This is a genomic window from Streptomyces sp. NPDC039480, assembly GCF_055597165.1.
In genome coordinates this window covers 557,947-579,087 of sequence record NZ_JBVITX010000002.1, presented here as the reverse complement: position 1 = coordinate 579,087, position 21,141 = coordinate 557,947, and the positions used below count along the sequence as shown (strand labels likewise).

General features: G+C 70.5%; 18 protein-coding genes. 11 read left to right on the top strand and 7 right to left on the bottom strand.

All coding sequences use genetic code 11. From position 1 onward, the window contains the following. The first annotated feature begins 78 nt into the window (after positions 1-78). The 4 genes from ACZ56E_RS08700 (at position 79) to ACZ56E_RS08685 (ending at position 5,141) form a co-directional block, all read left to right on the top strand. Positions 79-1,524, top strand: coding sequence for a class II fumarate hydratase (locus tag ACZ56E_RS08700; protein WP_471212455.1), 1,446 nt, complete (start codon positions 79-81; stop codon positions 1,522-1,524). Between the two features lie 60 nt (positions 1,525-1,584). Beyond that, positions 1,585-2,271: a cytidylyl-2-hydroxypropylphosphonate hydrolase gene (gene fomD / locus ACZ56E_RS08695; RefSeq protein WP_471212453.1), complete on the top strand. Its 687-nt coding sequence runs from the start codon at positions 1,585-1,587 to the stop codon at positions 2,269-2,271. Between the two features lie 116 nt (positions 2,272-2,387). Next, a complete protein-coding gene (locus tag ACZ56E_RS08690) occupies positions 2,388-3,029 on the top strand; it encodes a class I SAM-dependent DNA methyltransferase (RefSeq protein ID WP_468605011.1) in 642 nt (213 codons plus the stop codon). A 63-nt stretch (positions 3,030-3,092) separates the two neighbouring features. Beyond that, the gene (locus ACZ56E_RS08685; RefSeq protein ID WP_471212449.1) at positions 3,093-5,141 is read left to right on the top strand and encodes an ATP-binding SpoIIE family protein phosphatase; all 2,049 of its coding nucleotides are present in this window, start codon (positions 3,093-3,095) and stop codon (positions 5,139-5,141) included. A 66-nt stretch (positions 5,142-5,207) separates the two neighbouring features. On the opposite strand, the gene ACZ56E_RS08680 is transcribed toward ACZ56E_RS08685, so the two are convergent. Beyond that, complete coding sequence (locus ACZ56E_RS08680) at positions 5,208-7,472, bottom strand: transglycosylase domain-containing protein (protein WP_471212446.1); 2,265 nt, start codon at positions 7,470-7,472, stop codon at positions 5,208-5,210. A gap of 238 nt (positions 7,473-7,710) precedes the next feature. Here ACZ56E_RS08680 and ACZ56E_RS08675 point away from each other — a divergent pair, with 238 nt between their 5' ends. From ACZ56E_RS08675 to ACZ56E_RS08665, 3 genes are read left to right on the top strand one after another with little or no spacing between them, the layout of a single operon-like run. Further along, the gene (locus tag ACZ56E_RS08675; protein ID WP_268773229.1) at positions 7,711-8,238 is read left to right on the top strand and encodes a PadR family transcriptional regulator; all 528 of its coding nucleotides are present in this window, start codon (positions 7,711-7,713) and stop codon (positions 8,236-8,238) included. After that, positions 8,235-8,921, top strand: coding sequence for an ABC transporter ATP-binding protein (locus ACZ56E_RS08670; protein ID WP_468605006.1), 687 nt, complete (start codon positions 8,235-8,237; stop codon positions 8,919-8,921). Before ACZ56E_RS08675 ends, ACZ56E_RS08670 begins: the two co-directional genes overlap by 4 nt. After that, positions 8,918-11,263, top strand: a complete 2,346-nt coding sequence (locus tag ACZ56E_RS08665) for an FtsX-like permease family protein (RefSeq protein ID WP_471212442.1) — start codon at positions 8,918-8,920, stop codon at positions 11,261-11,263. The genes ACZ56E_RS08670 and ACZ56E_RS08665 overlap by 4 nt, the downstream gene beginning before the upstream one ends. A gap of 53 nt (positions 11,264-11,316) precedes the next feature. Here the strand turns inward: ACZ56E_RS08665 and ACZ56E_RS08660 are convergent, their stop codons facing one another. Next, the gene (locus ACZ56E_RS08660) at positions 11,317-12,270 is read right to left on the bottom strand and encodes a LysR substrate-binding domain-containing protein (RefSeq protein ID WP_471212439.1); all 954 of its coding nucleotides are present in this window, start codon (positions 12,268-12,270) and stop codon (positions 11,317-11,319) included. A gap of 132 nt (positions 12,271-12,402) precedes the next feature. Between ACZ56E_RS08660 and ACZ56E_RS08655 the strand changes: the two genes are divergently transcribed. Continuing rightward, positions 12,403-12,957, top strand: a complete 555-nt coding sequence (locus tag ACZ56E_RS08655) for a peroxiredoxin (protein ID WP_468605000.1) — start codon at positions 12,403-12,405, stop codon at positions 12,955-12,957. 15 nt (positions 12,958-12,972) lie between these two features. Further along, a complete protein-coding gene (locus tag ACZ56E_RS08650) occupies positions 12,973-13,503 on the top strand; it encodes an alkyl hydroperoxide reductase (RefSeq protein ID WP_030562721.1) in 531 nt (176 codons plus the stop codon). A 57-nt stretch (positions 13,504-13,560) separates the two neighbouring features. On the opposite strand, the gene ACZ56E_RS08645 is transcribed toward ACZ56E_RS08650, so the two are convergent. The 4 genes from ACZ56E_RS08645 to ACZ56E_RS08630 all read right to left on the bottom strand — a co-directional run bounded on the left by ACZ56E_RS08645 (position 13,561) and on the right by ACZ56E_RS08630 (position 18,554). Continuing rightward, positions 13,561-14,907 (bottom strand): AI-2E family transporter, encoded by a 1,347-nt coding sequence (locus ACZ56E_RS08645; protein ID WP_471212436.1) that lies wholly within the window; start codon positions 14,905-14,907, stop codon positions 13,561-13,563. A 136-nt stretch (positions 14,908-15,043) separates the two neighbouring features. Next, positions 15,044-15,772 carry an aggregation-promoting factor C-terminal-like domain-containing protein gene (locus tag ACZ56E_RS08640; RefSeq protein ID WP_468604996.1) on the bottom strand — a complete coding sequence of 243 codons (729 nt, stop codon included), beginning with the start codon at positions 15,770-15,772 and terminating at the stop codon, positions 15,044-15,046. Positions 15,773-16,162: 390 nt separating this feature from the next. After that, positions 16,163-17,485, bottom strand: a complete 1,323-nt coding sequence (locus tag ACZ56E_RS08635) for a PhoH family protein (protein WP_471212433.1) — start codon at positions 17,483-17,485, stop codon at positions 16,163-16,165. Between the two features lie 307 nt (positions 17,486-17,792). Next, positions 17,793-18,554: an isoprenyl transferase gene (locus tag ACZ56E_RS08630; RefSeq protein WP_468604992.1), complete on the bottom strand. Its 762-nt coding sequence runs from the start codon at positions 18,552-18,554 to the stop codon at positions 17,793-17,795. Positions 18,555-18,683: 129 nt separating this feature from the next. Between ACZ56E_RS08630 and mgrA the strand changes: the two genes are divergently transcribed. Continuing rightward, positions 18,684-19,721 (top strand): L-glyceraldehyde 3-phosphate reductase, encoded by a 1,038-nt coding sequence (gene mgrA / locus ACZ56E_RS08625; RefSeq protein WP_471212431.1) that lies wholly within the window; start codon positions 18,684-18,686, stop codon positions 19,719-19,721. A 128-nt stretch (positions 19,722-19,849) separates the two neighbouring features. Here the strand turns inward: mgrA and ACZ56E_RS08620 are convergent, their stop codons facing one another. Further along, positions 19,850-20,419 (bottom strand): hypothetical protein, encoded by a 570-nt coding sequence (locus ACZ56E_RS08620; RefSeq protein WP_471212427.1) that lies wholly within the window; start codon positions 20,417-20,419, stop codon positions 19,850-19,852. A gap of 339 nt (positions 20,420-20,758) precedes the next feature. Here ACZ56E_RS08620 and ACZ56E_RS08615 point away from each other — a divergent pair, with 339 nt between their 5' ends. After that, positions 20,759-21,136, top strand: a complete 378-nt coding sequence (locus ACZ56E_RS08615) for a DUF192 domain-containing protein (RefSeq protein ID WP_471213118.1) — start codon at positions 20,759-20,761, stop codon at positions 21,134-21,136. The last annotated feature ends 5 nt before the right edge of the window (positions 21,137-21,141 follow it).

Genomic DNA, 21,141 nt, shown 5'->3' with positions numbered 1-21,141 from the left:
AGCAGGCTTGGGAATACCTGGAACAAGACAAGTGCTCAACTTTTCACGGGGTTTGAGTGGAGAGGTAGGTTCAAGGGCATGACCAGCGACGCCAGCGACGACCGCACCGGCAGCTCCGGGATCGGCACCGGCACCAGCACCGGCGAGTACCGGACCGAGCACGACTCCATGGGCGAGGTGCGGGTCCCCGCACACGCCAAGTGGCGTGCCCAGACCCAGCGCGCGGTGGAGAACTTCCCCATTTCCGGGCAGGTCCTGGAGCGTGCCCACATCGCCGCCCTCGCACGGATCAAGGCGGCCGCCGCCAAGGTCAACGCGGAGCTCGGGGTGCTCGACAAGGACATCGCCGGAGCGATCGCGGACGCGGCGGCCGAGGTCGCCGACGGACGCTGGGACGACCACTTCCCCGTGGACGTCTTCCAGACCGGCTCCGGCACCTCCTCCAACATGAACACCAACGAGGTGCTCGCCACCCTCGCGACGGAGCGGCTCGGCCGGGACGTCCACCCCAACGACCACGTCAACGCCTCGCAGTCCTCGAACGACGTCTTCCCGTCCTCGATCCACATCGCGGCGACGGGCGCGGTCAGCGGCGACCTGATCCCCGCCCTGGAGCACCTCGCCGCCGCCCTGGAGCGCAAGGCCGAGGAGTTCGCGGACGTCGTGAAGTCCGGGCGCACGCACCTCATGGACGCGACGCCGGTCACGCTCGGCCAGGAGTTCGGCGGTTACGCGGCCCAGGTGCGGTACGGCGTCGAGCGGCTGCGCGCCTCGCTCCCCCGGCTCGCGGAACTCCCCCTCGGCGGCACGGCCGTGGGCACCGGCATCAACACCCCGCCCGGCTTCTCGGCGGCCGTCATCGCCGAGGTCGCACGGGCCACGGGGCTGCCGCTCACCGAGGCGCGCGACCACTTCGAGGCGCAGGGCGCGCGCGACGGCATCGTCGAGACGAGCGGGCAGCTGCGGACGATCGGCGTCGGCCTGACGAAGATCGCGAACGATCTGCGGTGGATGGCCTCCGGTCCGCGCACCGGCCTCGCCGAGATCAATCTGCCGGACCTCCAGCCCGGTTCGTCGATCATGCCCGGCAAGGTGAACCCGGTCATCCCGGAGGCCGCGCTGATGGTCGCCGCGCAGGTCACCGGCAACGACGCGACGGTCGCGGCGGCGGGCGCGGCGGGCAACTTCGAGCTGAACGTCATGCTCCCGGTCATCGCCAAGAACGTCCTGGAGTCCATCCGGCTGCTCGCCAACGTGTCCCGGCTGCTCGCCGACCGGACCGTCGACGGCATCACCGCGAACCGCGAGCGGGCCCGGGAGTACGCCGAGTCGTCGCCGTCCGTCGTGACACCGCTGAACAAGTACATCGGGTACGAGGAGGCGGCGAAGGTCGCGAAGCGGTCGTTGGCCGAGCGGAAGACTATTCGTGAGGTCGTCCTTGAAGCGGGGTACGTGGACCGGGGCGACCTCTCCCTGGAGCAGCTGGACGAGGCGCTGGACGTCTTGCGCATGACGCATCCCTGAGCGCCGCCCTGCGGCACGTTTGCCCACAGCGGGCACAAGGGCAGCGTCTAGTATCTGTGCATGACAGACCTGGACGGGAAGACTGCGGCCGGTGGCGGGGTGGTGCGGTGGGCGCCCGGGGACCACATCCTGTGGCGTTACCGGGAGAACTCCGGCCATCGGGTGCACATCTGCCGCCCCGTCACCGTCGTCAGGGACACGGACGAGTTGCTCGCCGTGTGGATGGCGCCCGGCACCCCGTGCGTGAAGCCGGTGATCGCCGACGGGACGCCCCTGCACCGCGAGCCGCTCGCCACCCGCTACACCAAGCCGCGCGCCGTCCGCAGGGACCACTGGGCCGGCACCGGCGTCCTCAAGCTCGCGCGGCCCGGCGACCCCTGGTCGGTCTGGCTGTTCTGGGACCCGGGATGGCAGTTCAAGAACTGGTACGTGAACCTGGAGGAGCCGCGCGCCCGGTGGGCCGGCGGAGTCGACTCCGAGGATCACTTTCTGGACATCTCCGTGCGCCCGGACCGCAGCTGGCGCTGGCACGACGAGGACGAGTTCGCGCAGGCCCGCAGGGTGGGCCTGATGGACGCGGAAAAGGCCGCTGACGTACGCGCCGCCGGCCGGGCCGCGCTCGACGTGATCGCCGAGTGGGGGGCGCCGTTTTCGGACGGCTGGCAGCACTGGCGTCCCGATCCGTCCTGGGTCGTACCGCCCCTTCCGGATGACTGGGACCGTACGCCCGCGCATGTCTCGTCGTGAGACCCTTGATGCGCCCCTGTGGTTCAAACGTAGGATCGTCCTCCGCAAGGGCGCACAACAGCAACTCCGTGGGTCTGCGCGGTGCCTGACAGGACGTCATCGAGGGGCGGCAGAACGTGAGCGAGGACCGCAGAGGTCAGGCCGAGGCCTTTGACGCCATCGGGCAGCAGTACGACAGGGCCTTCCCGCACAAGGAGGGCCAGCTGGCCGCGGGCCGCCGGCTCGCCGCGGCGCTCCCGCCCGGCTCCCGCGTCCTCGACGTGGGCTGCGGCACCGGCCTGCCGACCGCCCGCCAGCTGGCTGAATCCGGCCACTCGGTGCTCGGCACGGACATCTCGACGGGCATGCTGGACCTGGCGGGAAAGAACGTCCCGGCAGCCGAGTTCCGGCAGCTCGACATCGCCGACCTGCGGGCCGAAGGGCCGGACGGTGTCGGCCGGTTCGACGGTGTCGCGTGCTTCTTCGCCCTCCTGATGCTGCCGCGTGCCGAGATCCCCGAGGCGCTGCGGCTGCTGCACGGGCTGCTGGTGCCGGGAGGCCTGATGGAGCTGTCCATGGTCGAGGCCGACCTGGACGACGCGGCGATTCCGTTCCTGGGGCACACAATCCGGGTATCGGGTTACCTGCGGGACGAACTGCGGCAGGTCGTGCGGGACGCGGGCTTCGAGATCACCGGCGAGGACACGTATTCGTACGCCCCCGCGAGCACCGACGTACCACCCGAGCACCAGGTCTTTCTGCACTGCCGACGCGGCTGAGCAACGTGCAACGCTGGACGGCGCGCACGCCCGCGCAGCCCCGGACGGACGGATTCGAAACGCGTGACGGAGCACCTCACCCCCCACGAGGGTCGCAAGGCACCAGCTGCCCGGCCGACCGCCCCCGCGGATCCCCGCGGGGCGCTGCTGCGTTCCCCCGAACCGCCGGGAGGTGACGCGTCCTCGGGCGCCCATGTGCCGCCGTCCGGCGAGCACTCCCAGTCCTCGGCCGCCGAACCCGACCCGCACCGGCCGCGCCCCGCGCCCGAGGGCGGTGTGCCGACGCAGCCGGGACACGCGCCTGCCCGGCCCCTCGGCCCGCCGGACGGTGCGGAGCGGCGCTCCGGGCAGCCGCGGCCCCCGGGTGCGGGCCCGGTGGCGATGCGGCGCGACGGCGACCGGCTGCGCTTCGTGGGCGCCGCGACCCGGCGCATCGCCCGCGGCATAGACCTCGACGAGATCGTGATGGGGCTCTGCCGGGCGACGGTACCGACGTTCTCCGACGCGATCCTGGTCTATCTGCGCGACCCGCTGCCCGTCGGCGACGAGCGGCCCACGGGCCCGCTGGTCCTGCGCCTGCGCCGCTCCGACCGGCTGCGCTCCATCGAGGAGGGCACCGAGGACCCGGACACCGAGAGCGGCGGCACGACGCTGCCCGCACTCCAGGTCGTGCAGTCCGACATCACCGACGTGATGGGCAGTGCCGAGCTGTGCGAGGTGCGCCCCGGCGGCGCGCTCGCCGAGGTGCTGCGCGGGGTGCGCCCGGTCTTCACGGACTCGGCGGCGGCCCGCGCCGCGCTGCCCGAACTGCTCGGCGAGGGGCGCACCCTGCCGGGCGGTCAGCGGGGCATCCTCGCGCCGCTGCGGGGCCGCCGCAGGGTGATCGGCGCGGCCGTGTTCCTGCGCCGCCCGGACCGGCCCGCGTTCGAGACGGACGACCTGCTCGTCGCCGCCCAGCTGGCCACCCACAGCGCGCTCGGCATCGACAAGGCCGTCCTGTACGGCCGCGAGGCGTACATCGCCGACGAGCTGCAGCGCACCATGCTCCCCGAGACGCTGCCCCGCCCCACCGGCGTGCGGCTCGCCTCCCGCTATCTCCCGGCCGCCGAGACGGCCCGGGTCGGCGGCGACTGGTACGACGCGATCCCACTGCCCGGCAGCCGCGTAGCGCTGGTCGTGGGTGACGTCATGGGGCACTCCATGACGTCGGCCGCCATCATGGGCCAGCTGCGGACGACCGCGCAGACCCTGGCCGGGCTCGACCTGCCGCCCCAGGAGGTCCTGCACCACCTGGACGAGCAGGCCCAGCGGCTCGGCTCCGACCGCATGGCGACCTGTCTGTACGCGGTCTACGACCCGGTCTCGCACCGCATCACCATCGCCAACGCGGGCCACCCGCCGCCCGTCCTGCTGCACCTGGGCGGCCGCGCCGAGGTGCTCCGGGTGCCGCCGGGCGCCCCCATCGGCGTGGGCGGCGTCGACTTCGAGGCCGTGGAGCTCGACGCCCCCGCGGGCGCCACCCTGCTCCTGTACACGGACGGGCTCGTCGAGTCCCGGCTGCGCGACGTGTGGACCGGCATAGAGCAGCTGCGGGAACGGCTCGCGGCCACCGCCCAGTTGACGGGACCGGACCATCCGCCGCCCCTGGAGGCGCTCTGCGACGAGGTGCTCGACATGCTCGGCCCGGGCGACCGGGACGACGACATCGCGCTGCTCGCCGCCCGCTTCGACGGGATCGCGCCGAGCGACGTCGCGTACTGGTTCCTCGAACCGGAGAACGCGACACCGTCCCGCGCCCGCAGGCTCGCCCGCAGCGCGCTGGTGCGCTGGGGCCTGGAGGAGCTGACCGACTCGGTGGAGCTGCTCGTCAGCGAGGTCGTGACGAACGCCGTGCGGTACGCGTCGCGGCCGATCACGCTGCGGCTGCTCCGCACCGACGTGCTGCGCTGCGAGGTCGGCGACGACGTGCCGCAGCTGCCCCGGCTGCGCCAGGCGCGCGCCACGGACGAGGGCGGCCGCGGCCTGTACCTGGTCAACAAGATGGCGCGGCGCTGGGGCGCCACCCGGCTGAGCACCGGCAAGGTGGTCTGGTTCGAGCTGAACCGGAACTGAGCCGAGGACCGCGCAGACGAGAGGCGCCCCGGACCATGGTGGTCCGGGGCGCCTCTCGTGCACGGATCAGTCCCTGCCCGGCCGGCCGTCCTCCGGGTCCGGGGGCCCGTCGCTGTCCGTCGGGTCCGGGTCGGCGCTCGGCGTCGGCGTCGTCCTGGTCGGCGTCGGCGTCGGGGTCGGGGTCGGCGACGTCGACGACTTCGTCGGGGACGGCGTCTTCGACGGCTCCTTGGACGGCTCCTCGTCGTCCTCCGGCTTCGTCGGCGTGCTCGACGGGTCCTTCGGGGCCTGCGACGACGGGTCCGGGACCGGCGCGATGGCGGCGCCCATGTTCGTGTCGAGGTCGAACGAGCTCGGCGAGCCCATCGCGTCGAAGGTGAACGCGGCCCATATCTGGGCCGGGAAGCTGCCGCCGTCGACGCGGGCACGGCCGCCCGCGCCCTTCATCGACACCTGGTTGCCCGCTTCCTTGGTGTTGGCCGCTCCCTCGCCGAAGAGGCCCACGGAGGTGACCAGCTTCGGCGTGTAGCCGGTGAACCAGGCCGACTTGTTGTCGTCGGAGGTACCGGTCTTGCCTGCGACGTCCTGCGAGGGGTTGCGGACCTCGCTGCCGGTGCCGTCGTCGACCACGCCGGTCAGGACCGAGGTGACCGAGTCGGCGGTGCCGCGCTGGACGACCTGGTCGCCGATCGGGTCCGGCAGGTCGACCGTGCGGTCCTTGTGCTCGATGGAGCCGACCAGGGCCGGGGTGACCTTCTTGCCGTGGTTGTCGAGCGTCGCGTACACGCCCGCCATCTCCAGCGGGCTCGCGCCCATGGAGCCGAGGGTCTGGGCGGGCACGGCGGGCAGTCCCTTGACGTCCATGCCGAGCTTGCCGGCCGTCTCCATCACCTTGGGCATCCCGACGTCCACGCCCATCTGCGCGAAGACGGAGTTGACGGACTTGTTCATCGCCTTCTGGACGGTGACGGGTCCGTAGCTGACGTCGTCCTCGTTGGGCGGTGCGAACGCGACATCGCCGCCCTTGACCGGCCGCTCGCTGGTGCCGTCGTAGACGGTGCTCGCGGTGATCGGCAGGCCCTCCTGCGTCCTGGAGCCGTTCTCCAGGGCCGCGGCGAGGATCAGCGGCTTGAAGGTGGAGGCGGACTGGTAGTCGCGGCGCGTGGCGTTGTTCGTGTAGTGCTTCACGTAGTCCACGCCGCCGTACATGGCGAGGACCTTGCCCGTCTTGGGGTCGACGGACGCGGCGCCCGCCTGGACCCGCGCGTCCGCCTTGTTGTTCTTGCGGTCGAGCCGGTCGTTCAGCTTCCTGTCGACGGCCTTCTCGAGCTGCTTCTGCTTCTTGGGGTCGATGTTCAGCGTGATCGTGTAACCGCCGGCCGCGAACTCGGCCTCGCTGAGGCCGCTGTTGCGCAGGACCTCCCGCTTGGCCTCCTCCACGAGGTAGCCGATCTGGCCCTCACGGCCGGGCGGCGCCTTGGGGTCGTCCGGCACGGGGAACTGCATCCCCTCGCGCTTGCCGGAGTCCAGCCAGCCCTCCTCGACCATGTTGTCGAGGACGTAGTTCCAGCGGGCCTTGACGAGCTTCCTGCCGGTCGGGCTCGCGGCCTGCCAGTCGTACTGGCTGGGGGCCTGGAGCAGGGCGGCGAGGTAGGCGCCCTGGTCGACCGTCAGCTTCTTGGCGTCGACGCCGTAGTAGGCCTGGGCGGCGGCCTGGATGCCATAGGCGTCGCGGCCGTAGTAGCTGGTGTTGATGTAGCCCGCGAGGATGTCGTCCTTGCTCTTCTCGCGGTCCACCTTCAGCGAGATGACCAGTTCCTTCAGCTTGCGGCTGACCGTCTGGTCCTGCGTGAGGTAGTAGTTCTTCACGTACTGCTGGGTGATCGTCGAGCCACCCTGCTTGCCCTTGCCGGTCAGCGTGTTGAGGACGCCGCGCGCCGTGCCCTTGAAGTCGACGCCCTGGTCCTTGTAGAAGGACTTGTTCTCGGCGGCGACGAAGGTCTTCTGGACCTCCTCGGGCACCTTGTCGAGGTCGACGATCTCGCGGTTGACCTTGCCGTCCCTCGCCAGGATCGTCCCGTCGCTGTACTTGTAGACGTTGCTCTGCCTCTTCGCCGCGGCATTGCCCTCGGGGATGTCGATCACCAGATAGAGCACGACGAAGGCGCCCATGCCGAGCAGGATGAACCCGAAGAACGTCCCCAGGATCTTCTTCCAGGTGAAGAAGCGGCGTATACCGGTGCGCTTGGGCTTGCCCCCGCCGGACGGGCGCCCGCGCGCTGCCCTGCGGGCACCGCGCTGCCGCGCTTGTCGTTCTTCGGCTCGGCCCATGACTGAGAGTGCTCCGCTTCCGTCTAGTCAACATGCGTACGTCGAGTCAGCTCATGAAGCTAACACCGCACCCTGGGACAAACTCCTGCCGATCCGGTCTTTTGCGGACGTGACAATGAGCACCTGCCCCTAAGGAACCGACGTTCGCGGGCCCCCGATGGTTGCCCACTCCTCGTACATACGATCTCTACACTGGGCGTATACACCGCACGTATACACACCATGTACAGTGCTGCTCATGTCCATTGGCCACACCCTTCTGGGACTTCTGGAGTCCGGCCCCCGGCACGGCTACGACCTCAAGCGCGCCTTCGACGAGAAGTTCGGGCACGACAAGCCCCTGCACTACGGGCAGGTCTACTCGACCATGTCCCGGCTGCTGAAGAACGGTCTCGTCGAGGTCGACGGGATAGAGGCGGGCGGCGGCCCCGAGCGCAAGCGGTACGCGATCACCGAAGCCGGCATCACCGATGTCCAGCGGTGGCTCGCCACCCCGGAGAAGCCGGAGCCCTACCTCCAGTCGACCCTCTACACCAAGGTCGTCCTCGCGCTCCTCACCGACCGCGACGCCGCCGAACTCCTCGACGTCCAGCGCGCCGAACACCTGCGCCTGATGCGCATCCTCACCGACCGCAAGCGCAAGGGCGACCTCGCCGACCAGCTCATCTGCGACCACGCGCTGTTCCACCTCGAAGCCGATCTGCGGTGGCTCGAACTGACCGCCGCACGACTCGGCAAGCTCGCCCAGGAGGTGCGCTCCGCATGACCCCCGCAGGTTCCCTTCTCGCGGCCCACGGACTCCGCAAGGCGTACGGCCCGACCACCGCGCTCGACGGCGCGGGCTTCTCCATCCACCCCGGCGAGGTCGTCGCCGTCATGGGTCCCTCCGGCTCCGGAAAGTCGACCCTGCTGCACTGCCTCGCCGGGATCGTCCGTCCCGACGAGGGCTCCATCACGTACAACGGCCGCTCCCTGACCGGCCTGTCGGACGCGGAGCTGAGCGCGCTGCGCCGCAGCGAGTTCGGGTTCGTCTTCCAGTTCGGCCAGCTCGTCCCCGAGCTCACCTGCGTCGAGAACGTCGCGCTCCCGCTGCGGCTGAACGGCGCGAAGCGCAAGGAGGCCGAGGCCACCGCCCGCACCTGGATGGAGCGCCTGGAGGTCGACGACGTCGCCGCCAAGCGGCCGGGCGAGGTCTCCGGCGGCCAGGGCCAGCGCGTCGCCGTGGCCCGCGCCCTCGCCACCGGCCCGCGCGTGATCTTCGCCGACGAGCCGACCGGCGCCCTCGACTCGCTCAACGGCGAGCGCGTCATGGAGCTCCTGACCGACGCGGCCCGCTCCACCAACGCGGCCGTCGTCCTCGTCACCCACGAGACCCGCGTCGCCGCCTACTCCGACCGCGAGATCATCGTGCGCGACGGCCGCTCCCGCGACATGGAGCGGATCGTATGAGCACCTGGACCCGCGACCTCGGCATGGGCATACGGTTCGCGGCCGGCGGTGGCCGCGAGGGCTGGATCCGTACGATCCTGACCGCCGTCGGCGTCGGCCTCGGCGTCGCCCTGCTGCTCGGCGCGGCCTCGGTGCCGAACATGCTGCAGAACCGCGACGACCGGTCGGTCGCCCGCACGCCGTACGCCTCGGTGGACGGCAAGCCGCCGAAGGCCGACGACACGACGATCATGGTGCGCGACACCGGCACCGAGTTCCACGGCCGCACCGCGACCGGCCGGTTCCTGAAGGCCGACGGCGACCACCCGGTGCTGCCGCCGGGGCTCGACAGGATGCCCGCCCCCGGCGAGATGGTCGTCTCGCCCGCGCTGCGCGACCTGCTCGACGACCCGGCGAACACGCTGCTCAAGGAGCGCTTCGGCAAGTACCGCCAGGCCGGGACGATCGGCGAGGCGGGGCTCATGTCGCCGCTGGAGCTCTACTACTACGTGGGCGCCGACCCGCTCACCTCCGCGCACGGCGCCCATCGTGTCGCGCGCTTCGGCCAGGACGACTCGCTGCCCCTCGACCCGTTCCTGATGGCACTCGTCGTGCTGATCTGCGTCGTCCTGCTCACCCCCGTGGCGATCTTCATCGGGACCGCGGTCCGGTTCGGCGGCGACCGGCGCGACCGGCGCCTCGCCGCGCTGCGCCTCGTCGGCGCGAGCGCCCGCTCGGTGCGCAGGATCGCCGCGGGCGAGGCGCTGTTCGGAGCACTGCTGGGGCTCGCGGCCGGGGCCGTGCTCTTCCTGCTCCTGCGGGAGCTCGTGGGCGTGGTCGACCTGACGAACGTCAGCGCGTATCCGTCCGACATGGTGCCCGCGCCCGGCCTGGTGGCGCTGGTCGCGGTGGCGGTGCCGCTGTCCGCGGTCCTGGTGACGCTGATCTCGCTGCGGTCGGTCGCCATCGAGCCGCTCGGTGTGGTCAGGGGCGGCAAGCAGCGCAAGCGCCGCCTGTGGTGGCGGCTGGTCCTGCCGACCGTCGGCATCGCCATCCTGCTCCTCTCCGGCCGCATCGACGCCGACATGGGCAACGACGCCGTCAACGTGACGGCGATCGCGGTGGGTTCGGCGCTCGCCCTGATCGGCCTCAGCGCGCTGCTGCCCTGGCTCCTCGAAGCGGCCGTGGGACGGCTGCGCGGCGGTCCCGTGCCCTGGCAGCTCGCCGTCCGCAGGCTCCAGTTGACGTCCGGCACGGCGTCCCGCGCGGTCAGCGGGATCACCGTCGCGGTGGCCGGCGCGGTGGCGCTGCAGATGATGTTCGCGTCCATGCACGACGACTTCAACCAGGTCACGGGGCAGGACCCCACGCGTGCCGAGCTCACGGTCCGCAGCATGACCGGCAGCGGGCCCCTCGCCCAGCAGATGATCGACGACTTCGCCCGGACCGAGGGCGTCACCAAGGTCATCGGCACCGTGCAGGCGTACGTCACGCGGCCCGGCGGCAAGAAGGTCGACGGCATGACGCCGACCACGGAACTGACCGTCGGCACCTGCGCGACCCTGCGAGAGCTCGCGCGGATCGGCTCCTGCAAGGACGGCGACACGTTCGTCTCGCACACGGGCAGCCGCGAGCAGAACGCCTGGCTGGACAAGACCGCGCGCCCCGGCAAGCCGATCAACGTCGGGCCCGACCCGGACTTCAACAAGGGGGCGAAGCCGGTCCTGTGGACGCTGCCGAAGGACTCGCCCACGGTTCAGGCCCGGCGCAACCCGTCCGGCACGAAGTTCGACGGCATCTTCGCGACGCCCGGCGCGGTGGACATCGCGATGCTGGACGACGCGGCGACGGCGTCCTGGGTCAAGCTCGACCCGAAGGTGCCGGACGCCGACGAGCGCGTACGCAACGCGGCGGCCCGCATCAGCCCGTTCCTCGGCGTCGACTCGCTCAAGGCGGTCGACCGGGACAAGCAGTACGCGTCGATCGCGCGCGGCCTGCAGATCGGTGCGAGCGTCACGATGGCGCTGATCGCCGCGTCGATGCTGGTGTCGATGATCGAGCAACTCCGCGAGCGCAAGCGTCTGCTGGCCGCGCTGACCGCGTTCGGGACGCGCCGCTCGTCGATGGCGTGGTCACTGCTGTGGCAGACGGCGATCCCGGTGGCCCTGGGCCTCGCCCTGGCCATCGCGGGCGGCCTCGGCCTCGGCGTGGTCATGACCCGCATGATCGGCAAGGGCGTCACGGACTGGTGGTCGTTCGTCCCCCTGACGGGCGCGGGCGCGGCAATGGTCACAGCGGTGACCCTGCTCAGCCTCCCGCCACTCCGCCGCATGATGCGCCCGGACGGCCTGCGCACGGAGTAGCCCCCTCCGGGGGCCCGGGGAGTTGCGCGACCGGCCCCCACCGGCCCGCGGATTCACACGATCCGCACCGGCAGGGGCCGGACCGCCTCCTTCAAGGCGGAGGCCAACTCCTCGTACTCCGCCCCCCGCGCCGCCCCGCTCCGCATCGCGAGCGCGATCCGCCGCGTGGGCGCGGGATCCGCGAAGTACCCCGTGAGCAGCTGATTGCTGCGGCTCGTCTCCACCCGCACAGCCGTCCGCGGCAACAGCGTCACCCCAAGTCCCCCGGCGACCAGCTGGACCAGCGTGGAGAGCCCCGCGGCGGTCGTGGTGACGGGCGCGTCGGCGCGCCCCGCCTCCCGGCAGATGTCCAGAGCCTGGTCACGCAGACAGTGGCCCTCGTCCAGGAGCAGCAGGTTCAGTTCCTTCAGCGCCTCGCGGGGAATGCCCTCACGGCCGCCGAGCCAGTGGTCGAGGGGTGTGACGAGGACGAAGTCCTCGTCGAAGAGGGGGAGTTCGGTGACGCCGGGCACCCCGAGCGGCACCGCGAGCAGCAGCAGGTCGAGCCGCCCCGCGGTGAGCCCCTCGATGAGCGAGGACGTCTGCTCCTCGTGGACCTGGAGGTCGAGGTCGGGATACTTCTCGTGGACCAGGCCGATCACGGTCGGCAGCAGATACGGCGCCACGGTCGGGATCACCCCGAGCCGCAGCGCCCCCGTGAACGGCGCCTTGACCGCGTCGGCCTCCTCCATGAGCGCCTCGACCTCACCGAGGACGGCGTTGACCCGCGCCGAGAGCCGCTCGCCTGCGGGCGAGAGCAGCACCTTGCGCGTGGTCCGCTCCAGGAGCTGGACACCCAGTGCCTCCTCCAGCGCGGCCACGGCCCCGGAGAGCGCCGGCTGGCTCATTCCGATCGCCGCGGCGGCATCCCTGAAGTGCAGATGCTCGGCCACGGCGGCGAAGGCGCGGAGCTGCGCCAGGCTGGGCTGTCTGCCACTGGGTTGCTTGCCCCTATTTATGGCTCGCACTGATAGCTACCTCCGATCAACATGACCCACTCTAGCTATTTCCCTAATCAATGCACCCTGTGCCACCATCGACATCAGTCCAACCCCCCAGGAAAGTCCCCAAAAGGGACTCTCTTCGCGCAAGGAGTACGTGTGCTCACTGTCGGTGACAAGTTCCCCGAGTTCGACCTGACCGCCTGTGTCTCCCTGGAGACGGGCAAGGAGTTCGAGCAGATCAACCACAAGACCTACGAGGGCAAGTGGAAGATCGTTTTCGCGTGGCCCAAGGACTTCACCTTCGTGTGCCCGACCGAGATCGCGGCCTTCGGCAAGCTGAACGACGAGTTCGCCGACCGTGACGCCCAGATCCTCGGCTTCTCCGGCGACTCCGAGTTCGTGCACCACGCCTGGCGCAAGGACCACCCGGACCTGACGGACCTGCCCTTCCCGATGCTGGCCGACTCGAAGCACGAGCTCATGCGTGACCTCGGCATCGAGGGCGAGGACGGCTTCGCGCAGCGCGCCGTCTTCATCGTCGACCAGAACAACGAGATCCAGTTCACGATGGTGACCGCCGGTTCCGTGGGCCGTAACCCCAAGGAGGTCCTCCGGGTCCTCGACGCCCTGCAGACCGACGAGCTCTGCCCCTGCAACTGGAGCAAGGGCGACGAGACCCTCGACCCGGTCGCGCTGCTCTCCGGCGAGTGAACAGGAGCCTCTGACATGGCACTCGACGAACTGAAGTCCGCCGTACCGGACTACGCCAAGGACCTGAAGCTGAACCTCGGCTCGGTCATCGGCAACAGCGACCTGCCGCAGCAGCAGCTGTGGGGCACCGTGCTGGCCTGCGCCATCGCGTCCCGCTCCCCGAAGGTGCTGCGCGAGCTGGAGCCCGAGGCGAAGGCGAACCTCTCCCCCGAGGCGTACACCGCCGCCAAGTCGGCCGCGGCCGTCATGGCGATGAACAACGTCTTCTACCGCACGCGTCACCTGCTCTCCGACCCGGAGTACGGGACGATGCGCGCCGGTCTGCGGATGAACGTCATCGGCAACCCGGGCGTCGAGAAGGTCGACTTCGAGCTGTGGTCCCTCGCGGTCTCCGCGATCAACGGCTGCGGCCAGTGCCTGGACTCGCACGAGCAGGTCCTGCGCAAGGCCGGTGTCGACCGCGAGACGATCCAGGAAGCCTTCAAGATCGCTGCGGTCATCCAGGCCGTGGGCGTCACGCTGGACTCCGAGGCGCACCTCGCCTAGGTCGTACGAGAAGGGGCCCGGAACCATGTGGTTCCGGGCCCCTTTTGCGTTGCCCGTCTACTGCTGCGGCTCTCCCGCCGCGACGTCCGCGTCCGTCGCAGCCGCGTCCGTCGCGCCCTGCGGCTGCGGCTTGGGTGCTGCCTTCAGAGCGGCCTCGCGGGAGTACGCCCGCAGATAACCGACGACCGTGTTCGTCACGGCGACCAGCGGCACCGCCACGACCGCTCCGCCGATCCCGGCGACCATGCCGCCCGCGGCGACCGAGAGGATCACCGCCAGCGGATGCACGCGCACCGCGCGGCCGAGGATGAACGGCTGCAGGATGTGTCCCTCGATCTGCTGCACGGCGAGGACCACGGCCAGCGCCATCACGGCCGTGAAGACGCCCTGTGTGACCAGCGCGACGACCACCGCGAGGGCGCCGGAGACCACGGCGCCGACCAGCGGCACGAACGAGGCCAGGAAGATGATGACGGCGAGCGGCACCGCCATCGGCACCCCGAGGAAGTAGATGCCGAGGCCGATGAAGATGGCGTCGATCATGGCCACTATCACCGTGCCGCGCACATAGGCGGTGAGCGTGCGCCAGGCCCGCGGCCCCGCCCCCGCGATGCCGGGCCGCGCCTGGGCGGGCACCAGCTTCAGGAACCACTGCCAGATGCGCTTGCCGTCGTAGAGCAGGAAGAGCGTCGAGAACATCGCGAGCAGGATGCCGGTCAGCGTCTCGACGATGACCGTGACGCCTTCGAGGCCCGCGGAGGTGAGCTCCTCCGTGTTGGCGCCGACCGCGTCGCGCAGGCTCTTGGCGATGTCGTTGATCTGGTCCTCGGTCACGTGGAAGGGGCTGTTCAGCAGCCACTTGCGCAGGTCCTCGATGCCGTCCTGGACCTGCCGCGACAGCTCGTCGGCGTTCTCCATGACCTGCCAGACCACGAACCAGCCGACCAGGCCCATGATGACGAAGCCGAGGATCGCGGTGACCGCGGTCGCCAGACCGCGCGGCAGACCGAGATTCCTGAGCCGGGCCACCGTGGGCTGGAGCAGCGCGGTGATCAGCAGGGCCGCCACGAAGGCGAGCACCACCAGCTGCACCGCGCTGATGACCTTCATCAGGACCCAGAGCGTGCCCGCGAGGATCAGGAGGCGCCAGCCGGCCTCGGCCGCGACCCGCATCCCCCACGGCACGGCCGCCGCGGGGTCGGGTCTGGCCGACACGGCCGGCGCGTAGTCGGGTGGTGGAGGCACGTGCTCCTGCTCGTGTTCGCCGGTGATGACGTCACCCGGCTCGTCGGTCTCCGGGTCGGTGTCCCGGTCGGCGTGTTTCTCGCGCCGCTCGTTCAACCGCTCGCCCACCCCGCTCAGTCCGGCGCCGAGCCGGTCGAACCATCCTGGCACTCGCGACATGATCCGTCCTCTTCCCCCGTCTTTCCCCACCACTCCCCCCTGGAGCTGTCCGCACCGACCGTACACGGGAGAAACCCCCCACCGTAGGACGGTGAGGGGTCTCCCGAGGTTGAGCGCGGTACGGCCGTCCGTGGGCCTAGTACCAGTTGTTCGCCTGCCAGAAGCTCCAGGCACCGCAGGGGCTTCCGTAGCGGTCGTTCATGTAGTTCAGGCCCCACTTGATCTGCGTGGCCGGGTTGGTCTGCCAGTCGGCGCCCGCCGAGGCCATCTTGGAACCGGGCAGCGCCTGGACGAGGCCGTAGGCACCCGAAGAGGCGTTCTGCGCCTTGTAGTTCCACGTGGACTCGTGGTTGACGATGTTGCTGAAGCACTGGAACTGGTCGCCGGGGACCATCTGCCGTGCCATCGCCTGGACCTGAGCGACCGTGTAAGAGCTCTGCGGCGCGAAGCTGGAGGCGTCGCGGGCGGAGGAGCGGCTGGCCTTGGACTCGGCCTTCTCCTCACGCTCCTTCTTGTCGGCGGCCTTCTGGGCGGCCTCCGCCTTCTCGGCCTTCTCCGCGGCCTTCTGCTTCTCGATCGCCGAGGCGGCGGCCTGCTTGCGGGCCTCCTCCGCGGCGGTCTTCTTCGCGGCGGTGTCGGCGGCCATGGCCTGCGCGTCGGCCTGCTGCGTCAGGGACGCGGTCTGGACCTGGGCCTGCTGACCCGCGGGTATGTCTGCGAGGAGCGTCGCTTCGCTTGCCGCTGCCTCGATGTCGTTCGGGTTCGAGGGCTGGGTGTCGCCCGAGGCGACACCCACGACAGCGCCGACGGTGGTGACCGCGGTGGCCGAAGCCACGGCGAATCCCCGGACCGAAATCCGGCTCACACGGTTTCCTTCCAGCATCGCCCGCATAGGTGACCTCGCGGACGCAATCGTGCCCCTGGCGCTGGCCTCCGCTGGTCGATCGGTCACGGGAGGCACGGACCCGGTGGACAACTCCCGGTACGGGAGCGCCGCGTGGTGCTCGGGCGGCATGCGACGGTCACTATGAAGTTCTGTTGTCTCGTACCGCTGGGGGTACACGTGTGTCGCATGCGGGGCCTGACAGGACCCAGACTCTGCCCCAGCCGGACTGCGCAAGGCAATTCTCCGTTGCGTGGGAAAGCTCACACACCGTTTGCCCCAGGAGTTTTCCGGAAACAGGCACACGCGACGACGCCGCCCGGCTAGGCTCGCTCGCTTCGCCGGACGGCGCCAACCACCGTGCAATGTGCGTCAGATGTGGCCGTCCTCCAGCATTTCGGTCACCAGCGCCGCGATCTGCGAGCGCTCCGAGCGCGTGAGCGTGACGTGCGCGAAGAGCGGATGGCCCTTCAGCTTCTCCACGACGGCGACCACTCCGTCGTACCGCCCCACGCGGAGGTTGTCGCGCTGGGCCACGTCATGGGTCAGTACGACACGGGAGTTCGCCCCGATCCGGGACAGAACGGTCAACAGGACGTTCCGCTCCAGGGACTGGGCCTCGTCCACGATCACGAACGCGTCGTGCAGCGACCGTCCGCGGATGTGGGTGAGCGGCAGCACTTCGAGCATCCCGCGCGCCGTGACCTCCTCGATGACCTCTTTGCCCGCCACCGAGCCGAGCGTGTCGAAGACCGCCTGCGCCCAGGGGCCCATCTTCTCGGCCTCGGTGCCGGGCAGATAGCCGAGCTCCTGCCCGCCCACCGCGTACAACGGCCGGAAGACCATCACCTTCTGATGCTGCCTGCGCTCCAGGACGGCCTCCAGGCCCGCGCAGAGCGCGAGCGCCGACTTGCCGGTGCCCGCGCGGCCGCCCATCGAGACGATCCCGACGGCCGGGTCGAGGAGCAGATCGAGCGCGACCCGCTGCTCGGCGCTCCTGCCCTTGAGGCCGAACGCCTCGCGGTCGCCGCGGACGAGCCGGACATTGCCCTCGGCCGTGACGCGGCCGAGCGCCTTGCCCTTCTCCGACTGGATGGTGAGGCCCGTGTGCACGGGCAGGTCGGCCGCCTCGGGGACGTACAACTGGTCCTCCTCGAAGAGGAGGTCCACCTGCTCTCCGGAGAGGGTCAGTTCGGACATGCCGGTCCAGCCGGAGTCCGTGATGGCGAGCTCGGCGCGGTACTCCTCGGCGAGCAGCCCCACCGACGAGGCCTTGATCCTGAGCGGGAGGTCCTTGGAGACGACGGTGACGTCGTACCCCTCCGCCTGGAGGTTGCGTGCTACGGCGAGAATCCGTGAGTCGTTGTCCCCCAACCGGTAGCCGGCCGGGAGCACGCCGGGATCGGAATGGTTGAGCTCGACGCGCAGCGAGCCGCCCAGGTCCCCGATCGGGATCGGGGCGTCCAGGCGGCCGTGCCGGATACGGAAGTCGTCCAGCAGGCGCAGCGCCTGCCGGGCGAAGTAGCCGAGCTCCGGATGGTGCCGCTTGGCCTCCAGCTCCGTCACCACGACGACGGGCAGCACGACTTCGTGCTCGTCGAAGCGGGTCAGGGCGTTCGGGTCGGCCAGCAGGACGCTGGTGTCGAGAACATAGGTGCGCCTGTCGGGCATGCGGCGCTTTGTGCTGGTCACCACGGAAGGACGTACCCCCTCGGATGAGGTCGGGGAGCGACGGGAGGGTTCTGGACCGGGCACGGGCCACGATGCGTGGGCCGAGCGCCGGCCCTCCACGTCGCCCGTGTCGCGCACACGGTCGTCCTGGTGCAAAGGGCCTCCCGGGCGGACGGCCCGATGCCGTCCGCTGAGATACGACGTCCCTTTCGGATACTGCACGGACGTCGACCTGGAAGGCTTATTCCCTCGAACAAGCGCAGCCATGCCAGGGCATATGACGACGCGTTGGTTAACTCCCGGTTACCCCGACCTCAGGGGGTGGCTGGGGTCAGCCGCCGTAGCGGCGGTGGCGCGCCGCGTAATCACGCAGCGCACGCAGGAAGTCGACCTTGCGGAAGGCCGGCCAGAAGACTTCGCAGAAGTAGTACTCGGAGTGAGCGGACTGCCAGAGCATGAATCCGGAGAGGCGCTGTTCGCCACTCGTACGGATCACCAGGTCGGGGTCCGGCTGGCCGCTGGTGTAGAGGTGCTTGGAGATCTGGTCGATGTCGACGCTCTCCGCGACGTCCTCCAGGCCCGCGCCCTTGGCCGCGTGCTCCAGGAGCAGCGAGCGGACGGCGTCGGCGATCTCCTGGCGGCCGCCGTAGCCCACGGCGACGTTGACCAGTATTCCCTTGTTGTGGTGGGTCGCCTCTTCGGCTTCCTTCATCACCATCTGGGTGTGGGCCGGCAGCAGGTCGAGCGCGCCGACGTGGTGCACACGCCAGCGGCCGTCCGCGACGAGCGAGCGGACGGTGGCCTCGATGATGCCGAGGAGCGGCTTCAGCTCGTCATCGGGCCGGTCGAAGTTGTCCGTCGAGAGCATCCACAGCGTGACGACCTCGACGTCCGTCTCGGCGCACCAGCCGAGGAACTCCTCGATCTTGTGTGCGCCCGCCTGGTGGCCCTGTGCGGTGGTCCCGCCCGCCGCCTTCGCCCAGCGGCGGTTGCCGTCCAGGATGACCCCGATGTGCTTGGGCACCTGGTCGTGGTCGAGGCGGCCTTCCACCCGGCGTGCGTAAAGTCCGTACACCAGGTCGCGCAGGTTCACGTGTGTCAGCCTCCAGCAGATGGCGGTCCTCAAGGGGCGCGCCCAGAGCAACCCCGAGGGCGACACCCTACCGCCGCTCGAGCGTCCCTCCACAGTCGGGGCGCGAGCCGCTGAAGTAGTTTCGTGCCCATGAACGACACGTCTACGTATCGCGCGGCACCGGACCGCTACGACTCGATGGAGTACCGGCGCACGGGCCGCAGCGGTCTGAAGCTGCCCGCCGTCTCGCTCGGCCTCTGGCACAACTTCGGCGACGACAAGGCCCTCGAGACGCAGCGCGCGATCCTGCGCCGCGCCTTCGACCTGGGCGTCACCCACTTCGACCTGGCGAACAACTACGGCCCGCCGCCCGGGTCCGCGGAGCTCAACTTCGGCAAGCTCTTCGCGCAGGACTTCGCGGCGTACCGCGACGAGCTGGTCGTCTCGACCAAGGCCGGCTACCTCATGCACCCCGGCCCGTACGGCGAGTGGGGCAGCCGCAAGTACCTGCTGTCGTCGCTCGACGCGTCGCTCGCGCGGATGGGTCTCGACTACGTCGACATCTTCTACTCGCACCGCTTCGACCCGGACACGCCGCTGGAAGAGACGATGGGCGCCCTCGCCTCGGCCGTCCAGCAGGGCAAGGCGCTCTACGTGGGCGTGTCCTCGTACAACAGCGAGCAGACCGCCGAAGCGGCGCGCCTGCTGCGGGAGATGGGTGTCCCCGCGCTCATCCACCAGCCGTCGTACTCGATGATCAACCGGTGGACCGAGGAGGACGGTCTCCTCGACACGCTGGAGGCGGCCGGGATGGGCTGCATCTCCTTCGTGCCGCTCGCGCAGGGCCTGCTCACGAACAAGTACCTGAAGGGCATCCCGGAGGGCTCCCGGGCGACGCAGGGCAAGTCCCTGGACCCGGAGCTCCTGAGCGACGAGGTCGTACGCCGTCTCAACGGCCTGAACGACATCGCGGCGGGCCGCGGCCAGTCCCTCGCCCAGCTGGCCCTCAACTGGGTGCTGCGGGACGAGCGGATGACGTCCGCGCTGATCGGCGCCTCCAGCGTCAAGCAGCTGGAGGAGAACGTGGCGGCGCTCGCGGGCCCGAAGCTGACGGACGCGGAACTGACCGCGATCGACACGTTCGCGGTGTCGACGCCCGGCACGAACATCTGGGCCGGCCGGGGCTGACCCGGCGGGTGGCTGTGGCGGAGCCCCGGGCCGGGGCGGTTCCGGCCCGGGGCTCTTTGCTGTCCGGCGCGGATCTCTTTGCTGTCCGGCGCGGCACTCGTTTGCCGCGTGGCGCGCAGGGGGCGCGGTCAGGCGCGCGGGCGGTTGAACCATGCGCCCGCGGCGCTCTGGGAGAGCAGGATGACCGTGGCGATCGAGCCGAGCAGCGGGATGAGGCCGCCCGGGTTGCCGGCGGCCGCGCCGCCGAGGCCGAAGAGGATCTGGACGCTCATCAGGACGATGCACGTGGTGCGGATGCCGCTGCCCGCGGTGCCGAAGCGGAAGGCCATGCCGAACGCGACCAGGAGGCAGACGTTCACGCCGAGGGCGGCGCCCGCCGTCTCCGGGTTGGATATGGCGATCAGCAGGATGCTGCCGATGATGGTGAGTCCGCCGAGCACCCAGATGACGATCTGCGCGGCGCGGACGACACCCGGCATGGTCTGCGGGGCCATCGGGCCGGGTCCGTATCCCGGTCCGTAGCCGTAGCCGTAGCCGGGGGCGGGGCCGTAGCCGGGGCCGGGTCCGTACGCGGGTGCGGGGTCCTGGGCCGGTCCGTTGTAGGTGGGCAGGCCGGGCTGGCCGGACTGCGGGGTGCCCTGCCGGCCGGACTGCGGGTCGGGCTGGGGGGCGGGCGGTGGGGGGAATTGGTTCGACATGTCCCTGACGATAACGGGATGTCGATCTTCCACCTCGCACGGCGCGGAAACGGGCCACACCGGGGCACAAAAAACGGGCCGGTCCGTGGGGGGGAGACGGACCGGCCCGAGGGGGGGTTTCCACCATAACCCTTCGTAAGTGCTGCTGGGTGCATCGGCGCCACACAACTACTCTCCGAGACCGGCCGACGACTGCGCGATCCCGTTCTACGGGCGGAATCGCGGGTTCGTAGGCGTATTTCAGCCGGGCGCGGCGGTACTCCCCAAGAGGGACCCCGCGAGGTTCACGCGCTTGACGCCCCGGACCACCGGACCGCTAATTTCGCGGGCATGGCGACGATGACGGTCTCGGCTCCCCCGCCGGATGCCCCGCCGGACACCCGCACGGAGATCCCGTCGGAGATCCCGCTGGAGATCGCGGACTCGGCGCGGGCGCGGCGGCGGGGGCTCCTCGGGCGCGCGGGCGTGACGGGGGCGATCTTGCTGACGCCCGCGAGCGGAGTGCACACCCTGCGGATGCGGTTCGCCATTGATGTGGCGTATCTCGACCGTGAGTGGCGCGTGCTGGCCGTCCGGACGATGCGGCCGGGCCGGATCGGACTGCCGCGCCCGCGGGCCCGGCACGTGATCGAGGCGGAGGCCGGGGCGATGGCCCGGTGGGGCGTGCGCCGGGGCGCGCGCGCCGTCGTGCGCGGGGCGGGACGCGGCGGTGGGTGAGGCTC

What these genes read in the sequence shown, in the direction of transcription:
- ACZ56E_RS08700 (WP_471212455.1), top strand. Translation starts at nt 79, where the DNA reads ATGACCAGCGACGCCAGCGACGACCGCACCGGCAGCTCCGGGATCGGC.
- fomD (WP_471212453.1), top strand. Translation starts at nt 1,585, where the DNA reads ATGACAGACCTGGACGGGAAGACTGCGGCCGGTGGCGGGGTGGTGCGG.
- ACZ56E_RS08680 (WP_471212446.1), bottom strand. Translation starts at nt 7,472, where the DNA reads ATGGGCCGAGCCGAAGAACGACAAGCGCGGCAGCGCGGTGCCCGCAGG.
- ACZ56E_RS08675 (WP_268773229.1), top strand. Translation starts at nt 7,711, where the DNA reads ATGTCCATTGGCCACACCCTTCTGGGACTTCTGGAGTCCGGCCCCCGG.
- ACZ56E_RS08670 (WP_468605006.1), top strand. Translation starts at nt 8,235, where the DNA reads ATGACCCCCGCAGGTTCCCTTCTCGCGGCCCACGGACTCCGCAAGGCG.
- ACZ56E_RS08665 (WP_471212442.1), top strand. Translation starts at nt 8,918, where the DNA reads ATGAGCACCTGGACCCGCGACCTCGGCATGGGCATACGGTTCGCGGCC.
- ACZ56E_RS08650 (WP_030562721.1), top strand. Translation starts at nt 12,973, where the DNA reads ATGGCACTCGACGAACTGAAGTCCGCCGTACCGGACTACGCCAAGGAC.
- ACZ56E_RS08645 (WP_471212436.1), bottom strand. Translation starts at nt 14,907, where the DNA reads ATGTCGCGAGTGCCAGGATGGTTCGACCGGCTCGGCGCCGGACTGAGC.
- mgrA (WP_471212431.1), top strand. Translation starts at nt 18,684, where the DNA reads ATGAACGACACGTCTACGTATCGCGCGGCACCGGACCGCTACGACTCG.
- ACZ56E_RS08620 (WP_471212427.1), bottom strand. Translation starts at nt 20,419, where the DNA reads ATGTCGAACCAATTCCCCCCACCGCCCGCCCCCCAGCCCGACCCGCAG.
- ACZ56E_RS08615 (WP_471213118.1), top strand. Translation starts at nt 20,759, where the DNA reads ATGACGGTCTCGGCTCCCCCGCCGGATGCCCCGCCGGACACCCGCACG.